This is a genomic window from Stenotrophomonas sp. ESTM1D_MKCIP4_1, assembly GCF_003086895.1.
Lineage (GTDB): Bacteria > Pseudomonadota > Gammaproteobacteria > Xanthomonadales > Xanthomonadaceae > Stenotrophomonas.
This window is the reverse complement of the sequence record NZ_CP026004.1, coordinates 2,159,529-2,176,210: the sequence shown is the minus strand read 5'-3', so window position 1 is coordinate 2,176,210 and position 16,682 is coordinate 2,159,529. Positions and strand designations below refer to the sequence as shown.

Below are 16,682 nucleotides of genomic sequence, written 5' to 3'. Positions count from 1 at the left end.
AGATCCCTTGGCACAGCCAAGGGCTCTGACCCCACCCCCGCAGACTCACTCGCAGCCGTTGATCCGCCGTGCCTCGGCCACCGTGGCAGCATGGTCGCCCGTCACCGACACCCAGTCCGTCAGTGCGTAGTCGGCATCGATCTCGCCGCGACGGGGCGTGTTGTGGAAGGTCACCTCGGTCCAGCTCCCCACGGCGCCCAGCTCGCTCAGCCGCGCCGCCTGATCCTCATCGCTGCTGAAGGTGTCATCCGGCTTCGACGGCGTTGCCGTGTTCACCGTTGCGGTCTTGAGTGCGCGCACGCGCAGTGCGCCATGGGGCATGCGCTGGCTGATCACATCGTAGCGTTCAACGCCATATGCCCAGCTGCGCTCGGCCTGCTGATGCACTTCGCTGCCGTCGCTGGCCACATCCACGGCGCCATCGACCAGGCCTGCCACGGCGGCGACGCCGGTGATGCCTGCCATCATGGCTTGGTAGCCGATCATCTGCCGCTTATCGAGGGAAAGTTCGCTTGCCGCCGGATTCATGCCCGGCATCTTCAGATACGCGGCCTTCTTGCACAGCACCAGGACGCGGTTACCGCCCCAGGCCATCATCATCTCACCGCCGGCGTAGTAGTGCGTGGTGAACAGCTCTGGCGTGGCGCCCTTGCCCGCGGCGTGGCGCGTCTCGATCGACGTGGCCTGGTCGGATGCAGCGCTCAAGGACATCGAGGTGGTTGCTGCGGCGTTGGTGATGGCAGCGGCGCCGAGGATGGAAGCAAGCACGATGGTGCGCGGGAGACGGTGTTTCATAAGGTCAGTCCATTGAGAAAAGCGAACCGCTCATGGTACGGGGTGGCGCGGGTTCACGCCTTGCTCAATGGGGCCAGAGCCTTTCGCTGCGCGAAAGGATCCGACCCCGGGATCTGACCCCGCTGATCAGGTGACTACCACCAACGGCACGCCGCGACGTGGATGCTGCAGCACTACGACATCCTGCTGGTACACGCGCTGCAGATGGGCTTCGGTCAGCACCTGCGCAGGTGTGCCGTCGGCCGCCACCCTGCCCTGTTCCAGCAACACGATGCGATCGGCGTAGCCTGCCGCCAGATTCAGATCGTGCAGCACCACGATCACGCAGGCGCCTGCTTCGGCGCATGCACGCACGCTGCGCAGGGTGCGTTCCTGGTGACGCAGATCGAGGGCGGCGGTCGGTTCGTCCAGCAACAGCAGCGGCGTGTCCTGCGCCAGCACGCGCGCGAACGTGGTGCGCGCTGATTCGCCACCGGACAGCTGCTGCACCTCGCGCAGGCGCAGTGCCTGCAGTTCGGCCGCGTCGATGGCGGCTTCCACGCGCGCATCGTCCACCGCCGGATCCGGCGGGTGCGGCAAGCGCCCCATCGCCACCACTTCTTCAACACTGAAGGCGAAGCGCACACCATGCTCCTGCGGCATCACCGCGCGTTCGCGCGCCAACGGGCCTGACTTGTAGCTGCGCAGCGGCGCGCCATGCAGCTGCACTTCGCCAACATCGGGCCGCAGGTCGCCAGCGGCCACCGCCAGCAGGGTCGACTTGCCAGCACCGTTCGGGCCCACCAGCGCGGTCACCGTGCCGGGCGCGAACGCCAGGTTGATGCCATGCAGGATCTCGCGCTGCTGGCGGCGTACCACCACCTCGCGCAACTGCAGGAAATCGCTCATGGCGCGCTCATGCTCATGGCACGTCCTTGCGGCGCTGCTGCAGCACCAGCCAGAGGAAGAACGGCGCGCCCAGTGCAGCGGAGAACAGGCCAAGCGGAATTTCCGCGGGCGGATCCAGCGTGCGTGCGGCGGTATCGGCGATGACGATCAGCAGTGCGCCGAGCACGCCTGCCACCGGCAGCAGCCAGCGATGGCCAGGGCCAACCAGCAGGCGCGCGACATGCGGCACCACCAAGCCCACGAAACTGATCGAGCCGGCAAAGGCCACGGCTGCGCCCACCAGCAATGCGCTGAACGCCACCAACAGGCGGCGCGTGCGTGCCACATCCAGCCCCAAGTGCTGCGCCTGCCGCTCGCCCAGTGCCAGCATGTCCAGCGGCGTAGCCAGGCGAAGCAGTGCGACCACGCCGATGGCGAACAGCGGCAGCACCGCCACCACGTCCGCCCAGTTCGCGCGCGCCAGCGAACCCATCTGCCAGAACACCAGCGACTGCAGTTCGCTTTCGCTGGCAATGTAAGTAAGGAATCCGATCAGCGCCGAACAGAACGCGGCCATCGCAATACCCACCAGCAGCAACGTCGCATTGCCACTGCCCTTCCCCGGGCGCGCCAACGCGTAGGTCAGGCCGATGGCCAGTGCGCCACCGCCAAATGCAGCCACCGGCACCAGCCAGCCTGCCGCACCTGCCGCGCCCAGCACGATCGCCGCTACGGCGCCCAGCGCCGCGCCCTGGCTGACGCCGACGATGCCAGGGTCGGCCAGCGGATTGCCGAACAATCCCTGCAGGCTCGCACCGGCCATCGCCAACGCCGCCCCCACCATGGCCCCCAGCAGGGCGCGCGGAATGCGCAGCTGCCACACCACGGCGAGGTCGCGGCGACTGACCGCCTGCGGATCGACCAGGCCCAGCTTCACCCCCAGGGCCTGCACCACTTCCAGCGGCGGCAGGCGCAGCGGCCCCATCGCGAACGACGCCAGCACGGCGCCCAGCAGAGCCAGCAGCGCCACCAGCAGAATCACCCGCCCGCGACGGCGGCGCCGATCAGCCGGACTCATGCCGGCGGCAGCGCCGCCAGGGCCTTGGCCAGCGCCAGCGCACCCGCACCCGTGCCCACGCTGGTGTACTTCAACTGCACATCGGGCATGACCCAGACCCGGTTGGCCGCGCCGGCCGGCGTCTGCTTCAGCGTCGGGTAGGCTTTCCACAGACCGTCGGCGCCGCCGAACTGCTGCAGATCGTGTTCAGTCACCAGGATCACCTCCGGTGCCGCGGCGATCACGCCTTCATTGCTCAGCTGCGAGTAGTTCTTTACCCCGGCTTCGCTGCCCACGTTGATACCGCCCGCCAGGGCGATCATTTCGGCCGACGCACTGTCGGCGCCCGCCACGGTCGGGGTGCCGCCACCGCCGGTGGCCGACACATGGATCACGCGCGGCGCATGGGCCAATCCCTTGCCGATAGCGGCCGCTTCATCCAGTTGGCGCTGCACTTCGGTGGCCAGGGTCTGCCCGACATCGGCCAGGCCCACCGCGGCGGCCACCTTGCGCACCTTGTCTGGCGCCGGCTGCAGGTCGTCGATCACCACGGCCGATTCACCCACCTCGCGCAGCTTGCTGGCCAGTACGGTGTGACGGCGCAGGCTGTTGCCGAGGAACAGCGATCCGTGCAGGCTCACCACGCCTTCCACGCCCGTGGTGCGGTTGAACAGGAACTGGTGCGGCGCGGCCTGCCCGGCCTGCGTGGTGGTGTTGGTCGGCGCGGCGAACACCTGCTTGCCCAGGCCCAGCGCCTCCAGCACGGCAATGACATCGTCGCCACCGGCAATGATGCGGCTGATATCGCTGACCTCGGCCTGCGCGCCATCGTCGGACTGCACCGCGGTGGGCAGCGCCGGCGACTGCCCGGTCAGGGCCGGCACTTCGGCGCCTGCGACGCGCTGCCAGCCTGCGGGCAGTTCAACGGCCGCCGGCTGGCCTTCAGCCGTGGCTGGAGGTGCTGCGGTGTCAGTGGCTGCAGAGGGCGCGCTGCTGCCCCCGCAGGCGGCCAGCGCCAGCGAGACGGCCAACGGAAGCGCACACAGGCGCAGGCGGGAAGCGATGTTCATGCGGAATCTCCTTGCTGGCCGGGCGAAGGCAGGGCCCTCGCCCGGCACGTGGGTTACGGCTGGCGCAGGGTGATGCGGGTGATGCGGTCGCCCTTGGCATCGTCGGCGCCGCGCGACTTGTTCACCGCGAAGACGCTGCCCTTGCCGTCGGCGCGGACATGGTTGGGGAAGGTGCCGCCATCGAGATTGCCGACCACCTTGCCGTCGCGATCGACGACGGTGACGGTACCCGCGCCGCGATTGGTGACGTAGGCCAGGCCGCTCTTTTCATCGAACGCAACGTTCAGCGCGCCGGCACCCACCGGCACATCGTGCACGACCTTGCCGCCGGCCACATCGACGATGAGCAGGTTGTCGGTGCCCTGCGAGGCCACGTACAGGCGGTTCTTCTGTGCATCGAAGGCCACGCCCGAGGCGCTGATCGAATTGCCCAGATCGATGACCTTGTCGACCTTGCCGGTGGCCACGTCGATGACGGCGGCTTCCGGGGTGCCGATGCTGACGGTGAACAGCTTGCCGGCCTTCTCGTCCAGCACCAGGCTCATCGGGGTGAACTTGCCTTCGTCCACGCCCGATTCGAGGGTGATCGACGGCAGTTCCTTCAGCGTCTTCGCATCGAACACCGACAGGTGGTCCTCGCCGGTCGCCGAGGCAAACACCTTGCCGTGGGTGCCATCGACGACGACGTCGCGCGCATGCGGCACCGTGTCGACCGGGAACTGGTGGACCAGCGACAGATCCTTCTGGCGATATACGGCGATGGAGTTCTGGCGGGTATTGGTGACCCAGACGTTGCCGTTGGTGTCATCCACGCCCACGCCATAGACCGCATACACCGCACCATTGGTGGTGCCGGGTACCTGTGCCGGGGTGATCGCCTTGGTGACCTTCAACGTCTTCGGGTCCAGCTTCAGCAGCTGCGACTGGGTGACCGGCGGGCGGCCGACGGCCGAGGTCACGTACACGGCATTGCTGGCGGCACTGTAGGCCGACTGGTACAGGCCCGGCACCAGCTTGTTGGAGTGGGTGGCGAACTGCTGCTGGCCCGACAGCGGCAGCTGCGGCGAGACGCGCAGCTTCAGCACCGTGGCGGCGGCCGGCTGGGTGGCGCGCACGACCACCGGATGGGTACCGGGCACGGCATCGGCCGGAATGGTCAGCTGGGTCTTGAAGTTGCCATCGGCATCGACCACCACCGGCTGGGTGTTGAGGACGCTGTCGCCACGCTGCAGGCTGATCTGCTGGCCGGGGACGAAGCCGCGGCCGATGACATCAGCGGTACTGCCGGGGACCACGTTCTCGCCGCGCGAGATGACGGTGCCCTTGAAGGTGGCGTTGGCAGGCTGGTCGAACACCGGCTGGGCGCTGGCGGTCACTGCCAGCAGCAGGCCGGCGGCCAGGGACGTCAGGCGGAGGGACGGACGAAACGACATGAAAGGCTCCTTGCACACGTAGGCCGCGCCACGTGGCGCGGGATTCATCGGTTGCCTGGGCCGCTGCACATCGACAGTCGCGCCTGGGTAGTGGGGTTGCACGGCCGGGCCGTGCGCGGGATCACTCTGCAGTGTTGGCCGGCGACGGCGCGTTGCCGTCGTCCGCGCTGCGGTCGGTGACGCCGTACAGCTCATGCAGGGCGGCGTGGAACGACGCCGGCAGCATCGGGCCGTGGCCGAGACCGGGGAATTCGCGGTACTGCACGCTGAGGCCGGGAACCTTTGCCAGGCGCGCGGACAGCTGCATCGCGGCATCCGGCGTGGCACCGCCGATGCGGCGCAGGTGCGCGACCACGCGCGGATTGGTCATGTCGCGCTTGCCGCGATCCCCCACCCGCTCGGCGCCGCCCAGCATCAACCAGACTTTGGCCGGCTGGCCATGCACGTTCTGCACGAACTGCTGCTCCGGGTCGCCCAGTGCTGCACCCTGGCTCCACCACAGCGACGGGCTGGCCGCCAGATAGCGCTGGAACGCGGCCGGCCGGGTGTACAGGGCGTTGAGCACGAACAGGCCGCCCAGTGAATGCCCCCACAGCGCCTGCTGGCGGGTATCGATGTTGGCGCGGCGCGCGACTTCGGGCTTGATGCGGCGTTCGATGAGGTCGAGGAACGCGTTGGCGCCACCACCGACGGCCTGGGTACTGCCGCCTTCGTCATCGGCGCGATCGATCCAGGCGGTGTAGTCGCGGGTGCGGGCCGGCGAGTCGATGCGCAGTTCGTTGTCGTAACCGATCAGCACCAGGACCGGCGGCGCGCGCGTTGCGGCGAGTTCGGCCAGCAGCGACTGGTCCAGCACCATGGCAACGGCATTGCCGTCGAGCGCATACAGCACCGATGAGGGCGCGGTGGCGGCCTTGGTCGGGATGCCCACATTCACCCGCCAGCGGCGCTGCTGGTCTGGACTGCTGACCACGAACCGCTCGAAGCGATAGCTGGCCGCCGGCTCGTCGAGCACGGTGTGGCCCATCAACTGCTGCGGATTGCGCTGCTGCGCGTGGGCGTAAGGAGCAACCATCACCAGGCCGATCATGAGGGCGGCCAGACAGCCGAAGGAGCGTGCGGAAAGCGTCATGGGTGACGGATACGGCGGGCCTTGCCGCCTCTTCATCAAGGGACCGCAGTCTACCTTAAACGCGAATGATTATCACATCGCCCAGACGTCACGCTGTGTATCGCGCGCGCGACACCCTAGATGCCGCCGGGCGCTGTCCGGCGAGCCCGGCGCGGCAGGGAATCAGCCGAACTCGGGCGGCACAGGGCCGAAACGGTTTTCTTCCGGCGTGCCCGGCAGCAGCGTGAACACGAAGATCACCAGACCGCCGAACGGAACGAATGACAGCAGGTACAGCCAGCCCGACTGGTTGCAGTCGTGCAGGCGGCGTACGGTGACGGCGATGACCGGCACGATGGTGGCCAGCCAGAACAGCACGAACAGAACGCCCATCGCGATCATCAGGCCCTGCGACTCCATCAACGCCGCAATGACGAACGGAATCATCAGTACGAACGTGGCCAGGACCAGGAACAGCTGGAACATCCAGTACTCGCGGCGGTTGGCACGGCCGTCGAACTGGGCGTAGCGCTTCAACGGAAGAATGAGCTGATCCATGGCAGAACACGTCCTTGAAAAAAGAAGGCGCGCAGTCTGCCAAATGCCGGCGCGCGCGACAAACGCACCTGCTCTTCGTAGAGTCGAGCTTGCTCGACTGGCATGAAAGCAGTCGAGCAAGCTCGACTCTACAAAATCCAGGTCAGCGGCCTTTTGCTGCTCGCGCGGCCTCACGCTCCGCGCGCAGCCGATCCAGCTTTTCCTTCAGCTTGATTTCCAACCCGCGCGGGACCGGCTGGTAGTACACCCGTTCACCCATGGCATCCGGGAACCCGGTCTGGTCCAAGGCAATTCCGCCCTCGGCGTCGTGGTCGTACTGGTACTCGGCACCGTAGCCGAGTTCCTTCATCAGCTTGGTGGGTGCATTGCGCAGGTGCAGCGGCACTTCTTCCGTGCCGCTTTCGCGCACGTCGGCCTTGGCCTGGTTGAACGCGGCATAGCCGGCGTTCGACTTGGCGGTACTGGCCAGGTACAGCACCAGCTGGGCGAACGCCAGCTCGCCCTCCGGACTGCCCAAGCGCTCGTAGATGTCCCATGCCTCCAGCGCCATGCTCTGCGCGCGCGGATCGGCCAAGCCGATATCCTCGATGGCCATGCGCGTCAAACGGCGTGCCAGATAGGAGGGATCGCAGCCGCCATCGAGCATCCGGGTCAACCAGTACAGCGCGGCATCCGGGTTGGAGCTGCGCACCGATTTGTGCAGCGCCGAGATCTGGTCGTAGAACTGCTCGCCGCCCTTGTCGAAACGACGCGTGCGGTCGGCCAGCACCTGGGTCAGGGTCTGCGGGGTGATCCGCCCCCCTTCCCCACCGGCCAGTTCGGCCGCGATTTCCAGCAGGGTGAGGGCGCGACGCACATCACCATCGGCGGCGGTGGCGATTTCCAGCAGCAGTTCGGGGGCAACGTCGATGCGCTCTTCGCCCAGGCCGCGCTCGCGATCACCCAGTGCGCGATCCAGCGCCTCGACGATATCGGTGGGCGAAACGCCTTCCAGTACGTGCACGCGACAGCGCGACAGCAGCGCCGAGTTCAGCTCGAAGGACGGGTTTTCGGTAGTGGCGCCCACAAACAGGATGGTGCCGCGCTCGATGTGCGGCAGGAACGCATCCTGCTGCGCCTTGTTGAAGCGGTGCACTTCGTCGACGAACAGCACGGTGCGCCGGCCCTCGGCAAAACGCTGCGCGGCCTCGGCCAGCACCTGGCGCACCTCCGGAAGACCGGACAGTACCGCCGAGATGGCGCGGAACTCGGCATCGGAATACTCGGCCAGCAGCAGCGAAAGCGTCGTCTTGCCGCAGCCCGGCGGGCCCCACAGGATCATCGAATGCACGCGGCCCGATTCGACCGCACGGCGCAGCGCGCTCTCAGGCGCCAGCAGGCGCTTCTGCCCCACCATTTCGTCAAGCGTGCGCGGGCGCATGCGCTCGGCCAGTGGGCGCAGATGTACCCGATCAACGCTCAGCAGATCGGGGCCGGGGAAGGAAGTGGAACGATGTCTTGGCACCCGGCCATTGTACCGCGAGGCCCATGGCCGGTGCCGGCCCCGGATCGGTAGTGCCGGCCGCTGACCGGTAGATCAACATCGTGTCAACCAAGGTTGACACCTACCGAAGCAGAGCAGAAGCGTGCCAACCAACGGTTGGCACCCACCGGGGTGGACGGTTGGCACCCACCCGAGCAGGTAGCGCCGGGCCACGCCCGGCGGCTGCGATCAATTGCCGATGACGTCGGTGCCCTTCGGCGGGGTGAAGCTGAAGGTGCCTGCAGCGAAGCCCGGATTGCGCTTCCAGCCACTGAAGGTGATCACGGTGCGCTGGCCGACCGCGTCGGTGATTTCCATCTTGGCCAGGCCCTGCGCGTTGAAGCCCAGTGCGGCGTACTGGAAGCTGGCTTCGGTATCGCGCTTGGGCGACAGCGAGAGCCACTGCAGGCCGTCACGCTTCGCGGCTTCTTCGCTCAGGTCGTACTGCTGCTCCAGCAGCGCAGGGTTGATCAGCGCGGTGAGCGGGCTGTTCTGCTCTTCCTTGCCCTGCTCGCGCACGGTGGCCTGTTCCAGGTCCGGCTCGTACATCCAGACCTTCTTGCCATCGGCCACGATCAGCTGCTCGTGCGGGCGGACGTATTCCCAGCGGAACAGGCGCGGGGCGGACAGGGCAACGCGGCCACTGGTCGATTCCTTTACCTTGCCGCGGCTGTCGAACACCTGCTGGCTGAACTGGCCATCGAGGCCCTTCAAGCCGCTGGTAAAGGCTTTCAGATCATCGCGGGCGCCCGCCCAGGCGCTGCCGGCGGCCGCGCAGGCGACGGCCAGGGTGGTGGTGGCAAGGAAACGTCGGATGGGGATGTTCATGCAGGGATCCTGTGGGCGCACGCGCCAGGAAAGTTGGAGGCCAGTGTGCCCGGCGAAAGATGAATGGGCGATCAGGGCGACATTATGCCGCCCCGCGCATGCAACGGCGATTCAGCCGCCCGCGCCCGGCAATCTGCCGTACAGCACCTGTCCACGGAAGCCGCGCCGGACCTCGCGGTACAACGCGCGGAACGCCGGGTAATCCTGAGGCTGGCACAGCGCGTTGGCGCCGCGCACGGCGCTCTGCCGCAGGCGATGGCGGACGATCACCTGCTGCCCGTCGCGCGCCCAGTCCACCCGGTACTCACCGGCGGCGTTGCGGAACTGCTGGCTGCGCGGGATGGCGATGATCGGCACGCTGGCCGGAAACTGCAGGCGGTAGGTCTCTTCGCGCAGGCTCGCATTGCAGTAGAACGGCGTCTCATTGGCCGGGGCCGACGCCGTGGCGTACAGCCCGCGCACCGATTCGCCGCCTGGCGGGTCGGGCACGGCCATGCCGCCGGCCACGCTGAAATCCACGTAATCCTCGGCCTCGAAGGCCATGCGGTAGCCGAATGCGTGGGTCAGGTCGACCGGCACGCCCTGCAGCTGCAACTGGCCACGCCCGTCGAAACCGGAGGCGGCCATGATGGATTCTTCGGCGCGGGCGCGGTTCTGCGCGTTGAGCTGGGCGAACTGCGCGCGCATCCCGATCTCGGCGTTGTCACTCAGCTGCGGCACCGTCTCACCCTGCAGGTTGCCCTGCGCATCGAAGGTGAAGCGCACGTCCATCACCGTGGCGTTGCGCTGCGGGTCGTTGTCCGGCGTGCGCGCCAGCGAGGCATCGCGGGTACGCAGCGCGGGGGCGCCAAGGTCACCATCGGGCAGCTGGCCAAAGCGTGCCCAGGCACTGGTCGAATCCAGGTACAGATCGAACTCGGGCACGTAGGTGATGGCATGGTTGAACCGGCCCAGCACCGGAATCTTCGGCAGCGTCGGGCCACCGCCTGCGCCGATCAGCACGGGAGAACTGGCGATGCCCTTGGCCGCCAGCAGCGCCTCCAGGATCGCGACATGGTCCTTGCAGTCGCCATAGTGGTTGTCGAGGATGCTCTGCGCGCTGTTCGGCTCCAGCCCGCCGTTGCCCAGGTACACGGCCACGTAGCGGATGTTCTGCGCCACCCAGCGGTACAGCGCGTCGGCCTGGGCCCTGCGGTCATCGAGGCCGGCGGTCACTTCATCGGCCAGCGCCTGGATCTGCGGGGTGACCGTGGCGGCCTCGCCGGCCTTGACCTGGTAGGCGCGCCCGACCTGGGCCCAGTCACGATACGTGCTGGCCATGATGTTCGGCCCGAACTCCCAGACCGCCGCCGCCCAGTTCTGCGCCTGCATGGGGTCGCGGCGCTGGTAGCGCCAGCGCCACTGCGCCTGGCCGTTCTTCGCCGTCGGGGTGTCGCTGCCCTGCACGCCACGGCTGTCCACGTACATGGGCAGGCTGGCCGGCGCGCTGAGGGTCACTTCGGCGTCGTCGTACTGGGTGAACACATTGAAGGTTTCCCACAGGCCGAAGTAGCCAGGGAAATACGGGGTCTGCTGGGTCCGGCGCACCCGGTAGACCAGGCGCGTGCCCGGCGCCAGGTTCGGGAACACGATCACCCGCACCTTGCGGTCGGCGTACATGGCGGCCGCCGCGCTGGAATAGCTTTCCTGCGTATAGATGCGGTCGGCCGGCACGTCCCGGCGCTGGCCGTCGGCAGTCAGCGTATAGGCGCTGACCACGTCCAGGGTTTCCATCTTCTCGCTGTAGCTCAACCGCACCTGGCTGAACTGCTCCACTGCGGCCTTGGTCTTGAGCAGGATTTCGTAGGTTTCGGTCTGTACGTTGCCGGCGTCGGGACGCACCACGTAGTCCGCGCGGTAGCGCACGAAACTGAAATTGTTGCTGGCCTCGGCATCGCTGCCGACCGACGGCGGCGCCGGGGTGGGCGCCGAGGCCGGCGCGCCGGCAACCGCCGGGCTGGCGGCAAGTGCGCAGGCCAGCGCCAGCACGCAGGAGGCGGTTCGGAACATGCGTCGGATCCTTGGACGTCGTTGGCGTGGCGGGGCTTACTTCGGTGGCGGCGGTGCCAGCACCGTGCGGTCGCCGTTGTGTTCCGGGGCACTGACCACGCCGGCCGCTTCCATGGCCTCGATCAGTCGTGCTGCACGGTTGTAACCGATCTTCAGGCGGCGCTGCACGCCTGAAATGGACGCGCGGCGGGTCTCGGTCACCACGCGCAGCGCCTCGTCGTACAGCGGGTCTGACTCGTCGCCCGCCGCGCTGGTTTCCGGCAGGCCGGTGGCGCCGACCACCACGCCGTCACCCATCGTCTGCACTTCGTCCAGCACGCCATCGATGTAGTCGGCCGGCCCCATCGCCTTGAGGTGCTCGACCACGCGATGCACCTCATCGTCGGAAACGAAGGCGCCGTGCACACGCTCGGGCATGGCGGTGCCGGGCGGCAGGTACAGCATGTCGCCGTGGCCCAGCAGGGTTTCGGCACCGGACTGGTCGAGGATGGTGCGCGAGTCGATCTTCGAGCTGACCTGGAAGGCAATGCGGGTGGGGATGTTGGCCTTGATCAGGCCGGTGATGACATCCACCGAAGGGCGCTGGGTGGCCAGGATCAGGTGGATGCCAGCCGCACGTGCCTTCTGTGCCAGGCGGGCGATCAGCTCTTCGACCTTCTTGCCGACGATCATCATCATGTCGGCGAATTCGTCGATGAAGATGACGATGAACGGCAGCGTCTCCAGCGGGCGCGGCGCCTCACCCAGCTCCGGGTTCGGCTTGAACAGCGGGTCCATCAGCGGCTGGCCGGCGTCCTGCGCATCCTTCACCTTCTTGTTGAAGCCGGCCAGGTTGCGCACGCCCACCGCGCTCATCAGCTTGTAGCGGCGCTCCATCTCGGCCACGCACCAGCGCAGGCCGTTGGCGGCCTCCTTCATGTCGGTGACGACCGGCGCCAGCAGATGCGGAATGCCCTGGTACACGCTCAGTTCGAGCATCTTCGGGTCGATCATCAGCATGCGCAGGTCTTTCGGCGAGGCCTTGAACAGCAGGCTGAGCACCATGGCGTTGACCGCCACCGACTTGCCCGAACCGGTGGTACCGGCCACCAGCAGGTGCGGCATGCGCGCCAGATCGGCCACGGTGGAGCGGCCGGCGATGTCCTTGCCCAGCGCCAGGGTCAGCACGCTGGCCGACTTGTCGTACTCCTTCGAGCGCAGCAGCTCGGAGAGGTAGATCATTTCGCGGGTGACGTTGGGGATTTCCAGGCCGATCACCGACTTGCCCGGAATGACGTCGACCACGCGCACGGACTTCACCGACAGGCCGCGGGCAATGTCCTTGTCCAGCGAGCTGATCTGGCTGACCTTGATGCCCGGTGCCGGCTCGATCTCGAATCGGGTGATGACCGGGCCGGGATTGGCGCCGACCACCTGCGCGTCAATGCGGAAGTCCTTGAGCTTGAACTCGATCTGCCGCGACAGCGCGTCCAGGGTGTCCTTGTCGTAACCCACCGGCTGCGGCTTCGGATCATCCAGCAGGGCCAGCGGCGGCAGATCCGAGCCATCGCCATTGACGCCACGGAACATCGGGATCTGCGTGTCGCGCTTGGCCCGATCGCTCTTCTCGATCACCGGCTCCGGGCGCGGCTCGATCTTCACCGGCTCGCGCTTGGCGCGCACTTCGGCATCGGCCTTGCGCACTTCCTGGCGCTCCTCGCGCATGGCGCGGGTCTGCTGCCATTCGGTGGCCTGTTCCTTCTTGCGTTCCAGCAGCGGCGCCAGCGACATCACGCCACGGCCGATCTTTTCCATCACCGCAAACCACGACAGGCCAGTGGCCAGGGTGATCGAGGCCAGCAGCAGCACCAGCACGAACAGGTTCGCACCCAGCGCACCGAAGCCGACGGTGAGCGAGTTGCCGACCAGTTTGCCGAGGATGCCGCCCGCGCTGGACACGTCGCCACTGAACAGGCGCACGTGCAGGAAGCCGGTGCCGGCGATCAGGAAGCCGACCAGGCCGACCAGGCGCAGGGCGGGATCGAGATCGTTCTCGCCCTTGCTCTCGCGCTTCAGGCCGAACATGGCGATCCAGGCCAGCGCGCCGAGCACGACCGGCAGCAGGAAGGCGATGTAGCCGAACAGCTGCAGCAGCACGTCGGCGATCCACGCACCGGCGCGGCCACCCATGTTGTGCACGGGCGCGACCACGCTGCCGGTGTGCGACCAGCCCGGATCACTGGCTGAATAGGTGAACAGGCTGGCGGCCAGATACAGCAGCGCCGGCGCGATGGCGATCAGCCCCAGGTCGCGCCAGAGGCGCTGACGGCGGGGATTGTCGGTTGGAGCCGCTGCCGCCGAGCGACGCGACGCCTTTTTGTCGTCGGACTTGGAGCGTTCGGGCACCTGCTTCGCCACCTTAGACCATACCTTTGGAATGCGCTGTTAGTGTTTGATAATAAACGACACGGCGTCAGTTTTCAGTCACCGGTGGCATCCAGGGTGCCGACAGGCGCCAAAACCACCCGTGGGTGACGGCGTTCTGTTCATCGGCTTGAATCACCCCGCCCCAGCCGCCACTCTATGACCTGCCGAGGATGCTGCGCAAACATCGCCAGCGCCTTGTCCCATCTACCTTTTCGCGAGTTTACATGAGCACCAGCCTGCCCTCCCGCCACCAGCGCCTCGTCATCCTCGGTTCCGGCCCGGCCGGTTGGACCGCCGCCGTCTACGCCGCCCGCGCCAACCTGAAGCCGGTCGTCATCACCGGTCTGCAGCAGGGTGGCCAGCTGATGACCACCACCGAGGTGGACAACTGGCCGGGTGACGCCCACGGCCTGATGGGCCCGGACCTGATGGCGCGCATGCAGGCCCACGCCGAGCGCTTCGAGACCGAGGTCATCTTCGACCACATCCATACGGCCGACCTGTCCCAGCGTCCGTTCAAGCTGATCGGCGACAGCCACGAGTACACCTGCGATGCGCTGATCATCTCCACCGGCGCCACCGCCAAGTACCTGGGCATCCCGACCGAAGAGACCTTCAAGGGCCGCGGCGTCTCCGCCTGCGCCACCTGCGACGGCTTCTTCTACCGAGACCAGGACGTGGTCGTGGTCGGCGGCGGCAACACCGCTGTCGAAGAAGCCCTGTACCTGTCCAACATCGCCCGCAAGGTCTACCTGGTCCACCGCCGCGACTCCCTGAAGGCGGAAAAGATCATGCAGGACAAGCTGTTCGCCAAGGTCGCCGCCGGCAAGATCGAGACCGTCTGGCACCACCAGGTGGAAGAAGTGCTTGGCAACGACGCCGGCGTGACGGGTGTGCGCGTGAAGTCGACCCTGGACGGCAGCACCCGCGACATCGATGCCCATGGCTTCTTCGTGGCCATCGGCCACCACCCGAACACCCAGCTGTTCGACGGCCAGCTGGCGATGAACAACGGCTACCTGGAAATCCGTTCGGGCCTGGGCGGCAACGCCACCCAGACCTCGGTGGAAGGCGTGTTCGCCGCCGGCGACGTGGCCGACCAGCACTACCGCCAGGCGATCACCTCGGCCGGCTTCGGCTGCATGGCCGCGCTGGATGCCGAGCGCTACCTGGACGCACAGGGCAAGGCCAGCTGAGGCTTCAACCGCCATTCCTGTAGCGTCGAGCCATGCTCGACGAAAGAAGAACGGGCGCGAAAGCGCCCGTTCTCTAAACCTGCCGTCGCCGCCTCGACCCCGACAGGGGCACCAGGACGTGCGACCGCACCTCCGGGCCTGCGGATGCACTGCACCCAGTGCCGCACCGGCGGAGACTTCACGCCATCATCGTCGACCACCTGGGTGTCCCAGAGGATCGGCGCGCTTCCAGCGTTCTCGCAACGCAGCGTGATCTGGCTCGGCTTCGCATCCGGGGTCTCGATGCGTACCCGCCCATCCGTGCAGGTCCAGCCCGGCGGGCAACCGACATTGGTGGTGATCAGCTGGATCGGATACTGAGGATAGCCCTCGAATGCAACGTCCACCTGTTGCGAGTCCCCCTGGGAGAGATTGATGCTGCCGATGGGCGCCGCCTTTAGCGGTAGGCAGCCCTTGCCCTCGCGGAAGAGCCGATAACCCTTCTCGACGCCTTTCATCGAGGCAGTACGGAAGAGGGGATCCTGGAGGGCTGCGGCATCTACGGGATTTGTATGGAAGCCCATCTCCACAATCACGGATGGCATTTCCGACAAACGATTCTCCCCTTTGTCCACCTGGAACGGCTCTCCACCCACAGGGAATTCGCCATACCCCTCGGCGCTCTGTATCAGCTCCTTCATGTAACAAAGGATGCTACGCCCCAGCACAAGATCGTCCGGTCGACCGGGCTGAACGACAGCACGTGTTCCTGAGGCAGAAGCATCGTCAGCGCCATTCGTATGAAGGTGCAATGCCACGCCTGCGCCTACATGATTTGCCATGAGCGGACGGCTGTTGATGTCCTCATCGTAGTCTCTGGTGGGATAGATTCGATCACCCTTTAAGTTCCATATCTTCGGATTCTCCGGAAACCTCTCCTTCAGTGCATATCTCGCAGCCATCTGCTACCAAGGCTGCATGGCTTCTGGATGCGGAATTTCGATGAGAAGCGATCGTGGCCGCGTCGTCACCACGCTTGGCCCGCGCCGAGCAAGCCACACTTGAAGCTCATCGGCATACTCCAGCGCAATGAAGTCCTCTTGAACCCCGTGATACGGATCGCGCTGCAACACCCACTTCTTCCAGCCATGATGGTAGTAGTACCCCTGGGACGCCGATACAAAGGCATGGCCGCCCTGAGACCTCCTTTCGCGTGCCCTCTGAGCATCCTCCGCCTCCTTCCTGACCTCCGGAAAGTACGCTTCGATCTCTCGACCGTCGTAGCGGAATATGATTTCCTTTACTGGCGCAGCCTTCTGCGCAATGTGCGTCAAGCTGTGACGAAAGTCGTCATGCTGATCTGCAAAGCTGGCGCCGTAGTCATCCGGCAGTATTCCAGGGCCAAAGTAAACTCGAAGCGCGCCCGCCCCGAAGTCGAAAACCACCTGCACGCGGATGTCCTTCGACTGGCCCTGAAGGCGCTTCATCCGGTCCAGAATCTCCTGCGCCCTGACGGTCAGGATCGCATCAAGCTGTGCATCGCTGTGCTGAACGTTGGCCGCAGCCGAGCCAGCAACCGCCAATGATGGCAGGGGAGCGAAAAGCGATGCGATTGCAAAGCAAGTGCCCGGCGCGCAGCGAAGCAGTCGGGTCAGTGTCATGTGTTAGTCCTCCGGTTCGACTCTTTGCAGCCGATGCGCTGCTTCATCAACGTGACTTCCAACCGGGATGATCAACGGGACGAACTTCACGCATCCATGAAATTGCAAGAATCCTCAAGGCATTCACGACACCCGGCAAATCGAACCCCA

Annotated in this window: 14 protein-coding genes; 1 reads left to right on the top strand and 13 read right to left on the bottom strand. The window is 66.5% G+C overall.

Annotated elements, in window-relative coordinates; translation table 11 throughout:
• Nucleotides 1–45 precede the first annotated feature (45 nt).
• From C1924_RS10030 to C1924_RS09980, 11 genes are all read right to left on the bottom strand, one after another.
• A complete protein-coding gene (locus tag C1924_RS10030; protein WP_108765160.1) occupies nt 46–795 on the bottom strand; it encodes a hypothetical protein in 750 nt (249 codons plus the stop codon).
• A gap of 126 nt (nt 796–921) precedes the next feature.
• Nucleotides 922–1,683, bottom strand: coding sequence for a heme ABC transporter ATP-binding protein (locus tag C1924_RS10025; RefSeq protein ID WP_108765159.1), 762 nt, complete (start codon nt 1,681–1,683; stop codon nt 922–924).
• A gap of 13 nt (nt 1,684–1,696) precedes the next feature.
• A complete protein-coding gene (locus C1924_RS10020) occupies nt 1,697–2,740 on the bottom strand; it encodes an iron ABC transporter permease (protein ID WP_108765158.1) in 1,044 nt (347 codons plus the stop codon).
• Nucleotides 2,737–3,789, bottom strand: a complete 1,053-nt coding sequence (locus C1924_RS10015) for an ABC transporter substrate-binding protein (RefSeq protein ID WP_108765157.1) — start codon at nt 3,787–3,789, stop codon at nt 2,737–2,739. Before C1924_RS10015 ends, C1924_RS10020 begins: the two co-directional genes overlap by 4 nt.
• 53 nt (nt 3,790–3,842) lie before the next feature.
• Entirely contained in the window at nt 3,843–5,222 is a 1,380-nt protein-coding gene (locus C1924_RS10010) for a YncE family protein (RefSeq protein WP_108767019.1), read from the bottom strand.
• A gap of 121 nt (nt 5,223–5,343) precedes the next feature.
• Nucleotides 5,344–6,354 (bottom strand): alpha/beta hydrolase-fold protein, encoded by a 1,011-nt coding sequence (locus C1924_RS10005; protein ID WP_108765156.1) that lies wholly within the window; start codon nt 6,352–6,354, stop codon nt 5,344–5,346.
• 162 nt (nt 6,355–6,516) lie between these two features.
• Nucleotides 6,517–6,891: a DUF805 domain-containing protein gene (locus tag C1924_RS10000; RefSeq protein ID WP_108765155.1), complete on the bottom strand. Its 375-nt coding sequence runs from the start codon at nt 6,889–6,891 to the stop codon at nt 6,517–6,519.
• Nucleotides 6,892–7,033: 142 nt separating this feature from the next.
• Nucleotides 7,034–8,311, bottom strand: a complete 1,278-nt coding sequence (locus tag C1924_RS09995) for a replication-associated recombination protein A (protein ID WP_254051250.1) — start codon at nt 8,309–8,311, stop codon at nt 7,034–7,036.
• Nucleotides 8,312–8,602: 291 nt separating this feature from the next.
• Entirely contained in the window at nt 8,603–9,241 is a 639-nt protein-coding gene (lolA, locus tag C1924_RS09990; RefSeq protein WP_108765153.1) for an outer membrane lipoprotein chaperone LolA, read from the bottom strand.
• A gap of 111 nt (nt 9,242–9,352) precedes the next feature.
• Nucleotides 9,353–11,290, bottom strand: coding sequence for a DUF3857 domain-containing transglutaminase family protein (locus tag C1924_RS09985; protein ID WP_108765152.1), 1,938 nt, complete (start codon nt 11,288–11,290; stop codon nt 9,353–9,355).
• A 36-nt stretch (nt 11,291–11,326) separates the two neighbouring features.
• A complete protein-coding gene (locus C1924_RS09980) occupies nt 11,327–13,687 on the bottom strand; it encodes a DNA translocase FtsK (protein ID WP_108765151.1) in 2,361 nt (786 codons plus the stop codon).
• A 233-nt stretch (nt 13,688–13,920) separates the two neighbouring features.
• Here C1924_RS09980 and trxB point away from each other — a divergent pair, with 233 nt between their 5' ends.
• Nucleotides 13,921–14,892, top strand: coding sequence for a thioredoxin-disulfide reductase (trxB, locus tag C1924_RS09975; RefSeq protein ID WP_108765150.1), 972 nt, complete (start codon nt 13,921–13,923; stop codon nt 14,890–14,892).
• Here trxB and C1924_RS09970 read toward each other — a convergent pair.
• Together C1924_RS09970 and C1924_RS09965 are read right to left on the bottom strand one after the other, a co-directional pair.
• On the bottom strand, nt 14,862–15,833 hold the full coding sequence (locus C1924_RS09970) for an N-acetylmuramoyl-L-alanine amidase (protein WP_108765149.1): 972 nt from the start codon (nt 15,831–15,833) through the stop codon (nt 14,862–14,864). The genes trxB and C1924_RS09970 overlap by 31 nt on opposite strands.
• Before the next feature lie 3 nt (nt 15,834–15,836).
• Complete coding sequence (locus tag C1924_RS09965) at nt 15,837–16,532, bottom strand: hypothetical protein (protein ID WP_108765148.1); 696 nt, start codon at nt 16,530–16,532, stop codon at nt 15,837–15,839.
• Between the last annotated feature and the right edge of the window lie 150 nt (nt 16,533–16,682).

What these genes read in the sequence shown, in the direction of transcription:
- C1924_RS09970 (WP_108765149.1), bottom strand. Translation starts at nt 15,833, where the DNA reads ATGGCTGCGAGATATGCACTGAAGGAGAGGTTTCCGGAGAATCCGAAG.
- trxB (WP_108765150.1), top strand. Translation starts at nt 13,921, where the DNA reads ATGAGCACCAGCCTGCCCTCCCGCCACCAGCGCCTCGTCATCCTCGGT.
- C1924_RS10025 (WP_108765159.1), bottom strand. Translation starts at nt 1,683, where the DNA reads ATGAGCGATTTCCTGCAGTTGCGCGAGGTGGTGGTACGCCGCCAGCAG.
- C1924_RS10000 (WP_108765155.1), bottom strand. Translation starts at nt 6,891, where the DNA reads ATGGATCAGCTCATTCTTCCGTTGAAGCGCTACGCCCAGTTCGACGGC.
- C1924_RS10010 (WP_108767019.1), bottom strand. Translation starts at nt 5,222, where the DNA reads ATGTCGTTTCGTCCGTCCCTCCGCCTGACGTCCCTGGCCGCCGGCCTG.
- C1924_RS10015 (WP_108765157.1), bottom strand. Translation starts at nt 3,789, where the DNA reads ATGAACATCGCTTCCCGCCTGCGCCTGTGTGCGCTTCCGTTGGCCGTC.
- C1924_RS09995 (WP_254051250.1), bottom strand. Translation starts at nt 8,311, where the DNA reads ATGCGCCCGCGCACGCTTGACGAAATGGTGGGGCAGAAGCGCCTGCTG.
- lolA (WP_108765153.1), bottom strand. Translation starts at nt 9,241, where the DNA reads ATGAACATCCCCATCCGACGTTTCCTTGCCACCACCACCCTGGCCGTC.
- C1924_RS10030 (WP_108765160.1), bottom strand. Translation starts at nt 795, where the DNA reads ATGAAACACCGTCTCCCGCGCACCATCGTGCTTGCTTCCATCCTCGGC.
- C1924_RS09965 (WP_108765148.1), bottom strand. Translation starts at nt 16,532, where the DNA reads ATGACACTGACCCGACTGCTTCGCTGCGCGCCGGGCACTTGCTTTGCA.
- C1924_RS10020 (WP_108765158.1), bottom strand. Translation starts at nt 2,740, where the DNA reads ATGAGTCCGGCTGATCGGCGCCGCCGTCGCGGGCGGGTGATTCTGCTG.
- C1924_RS10005 (WP_108765156.1), bottom strand. Translation starts at nt 6,354, where the DNA reads ATGACGCTTTCCGCACGCTCCTTCGGCTGTCTGGCCGCCCTCATGATC.
- C1924_RS09985 (WP_108765152.1), bottom strand. Translation starts at nt 11,290, where the DNA reads ATGTTCCGAACCGCCTCCTGCGTGCTGGCGCTGGCCTGCGCACTTGCC.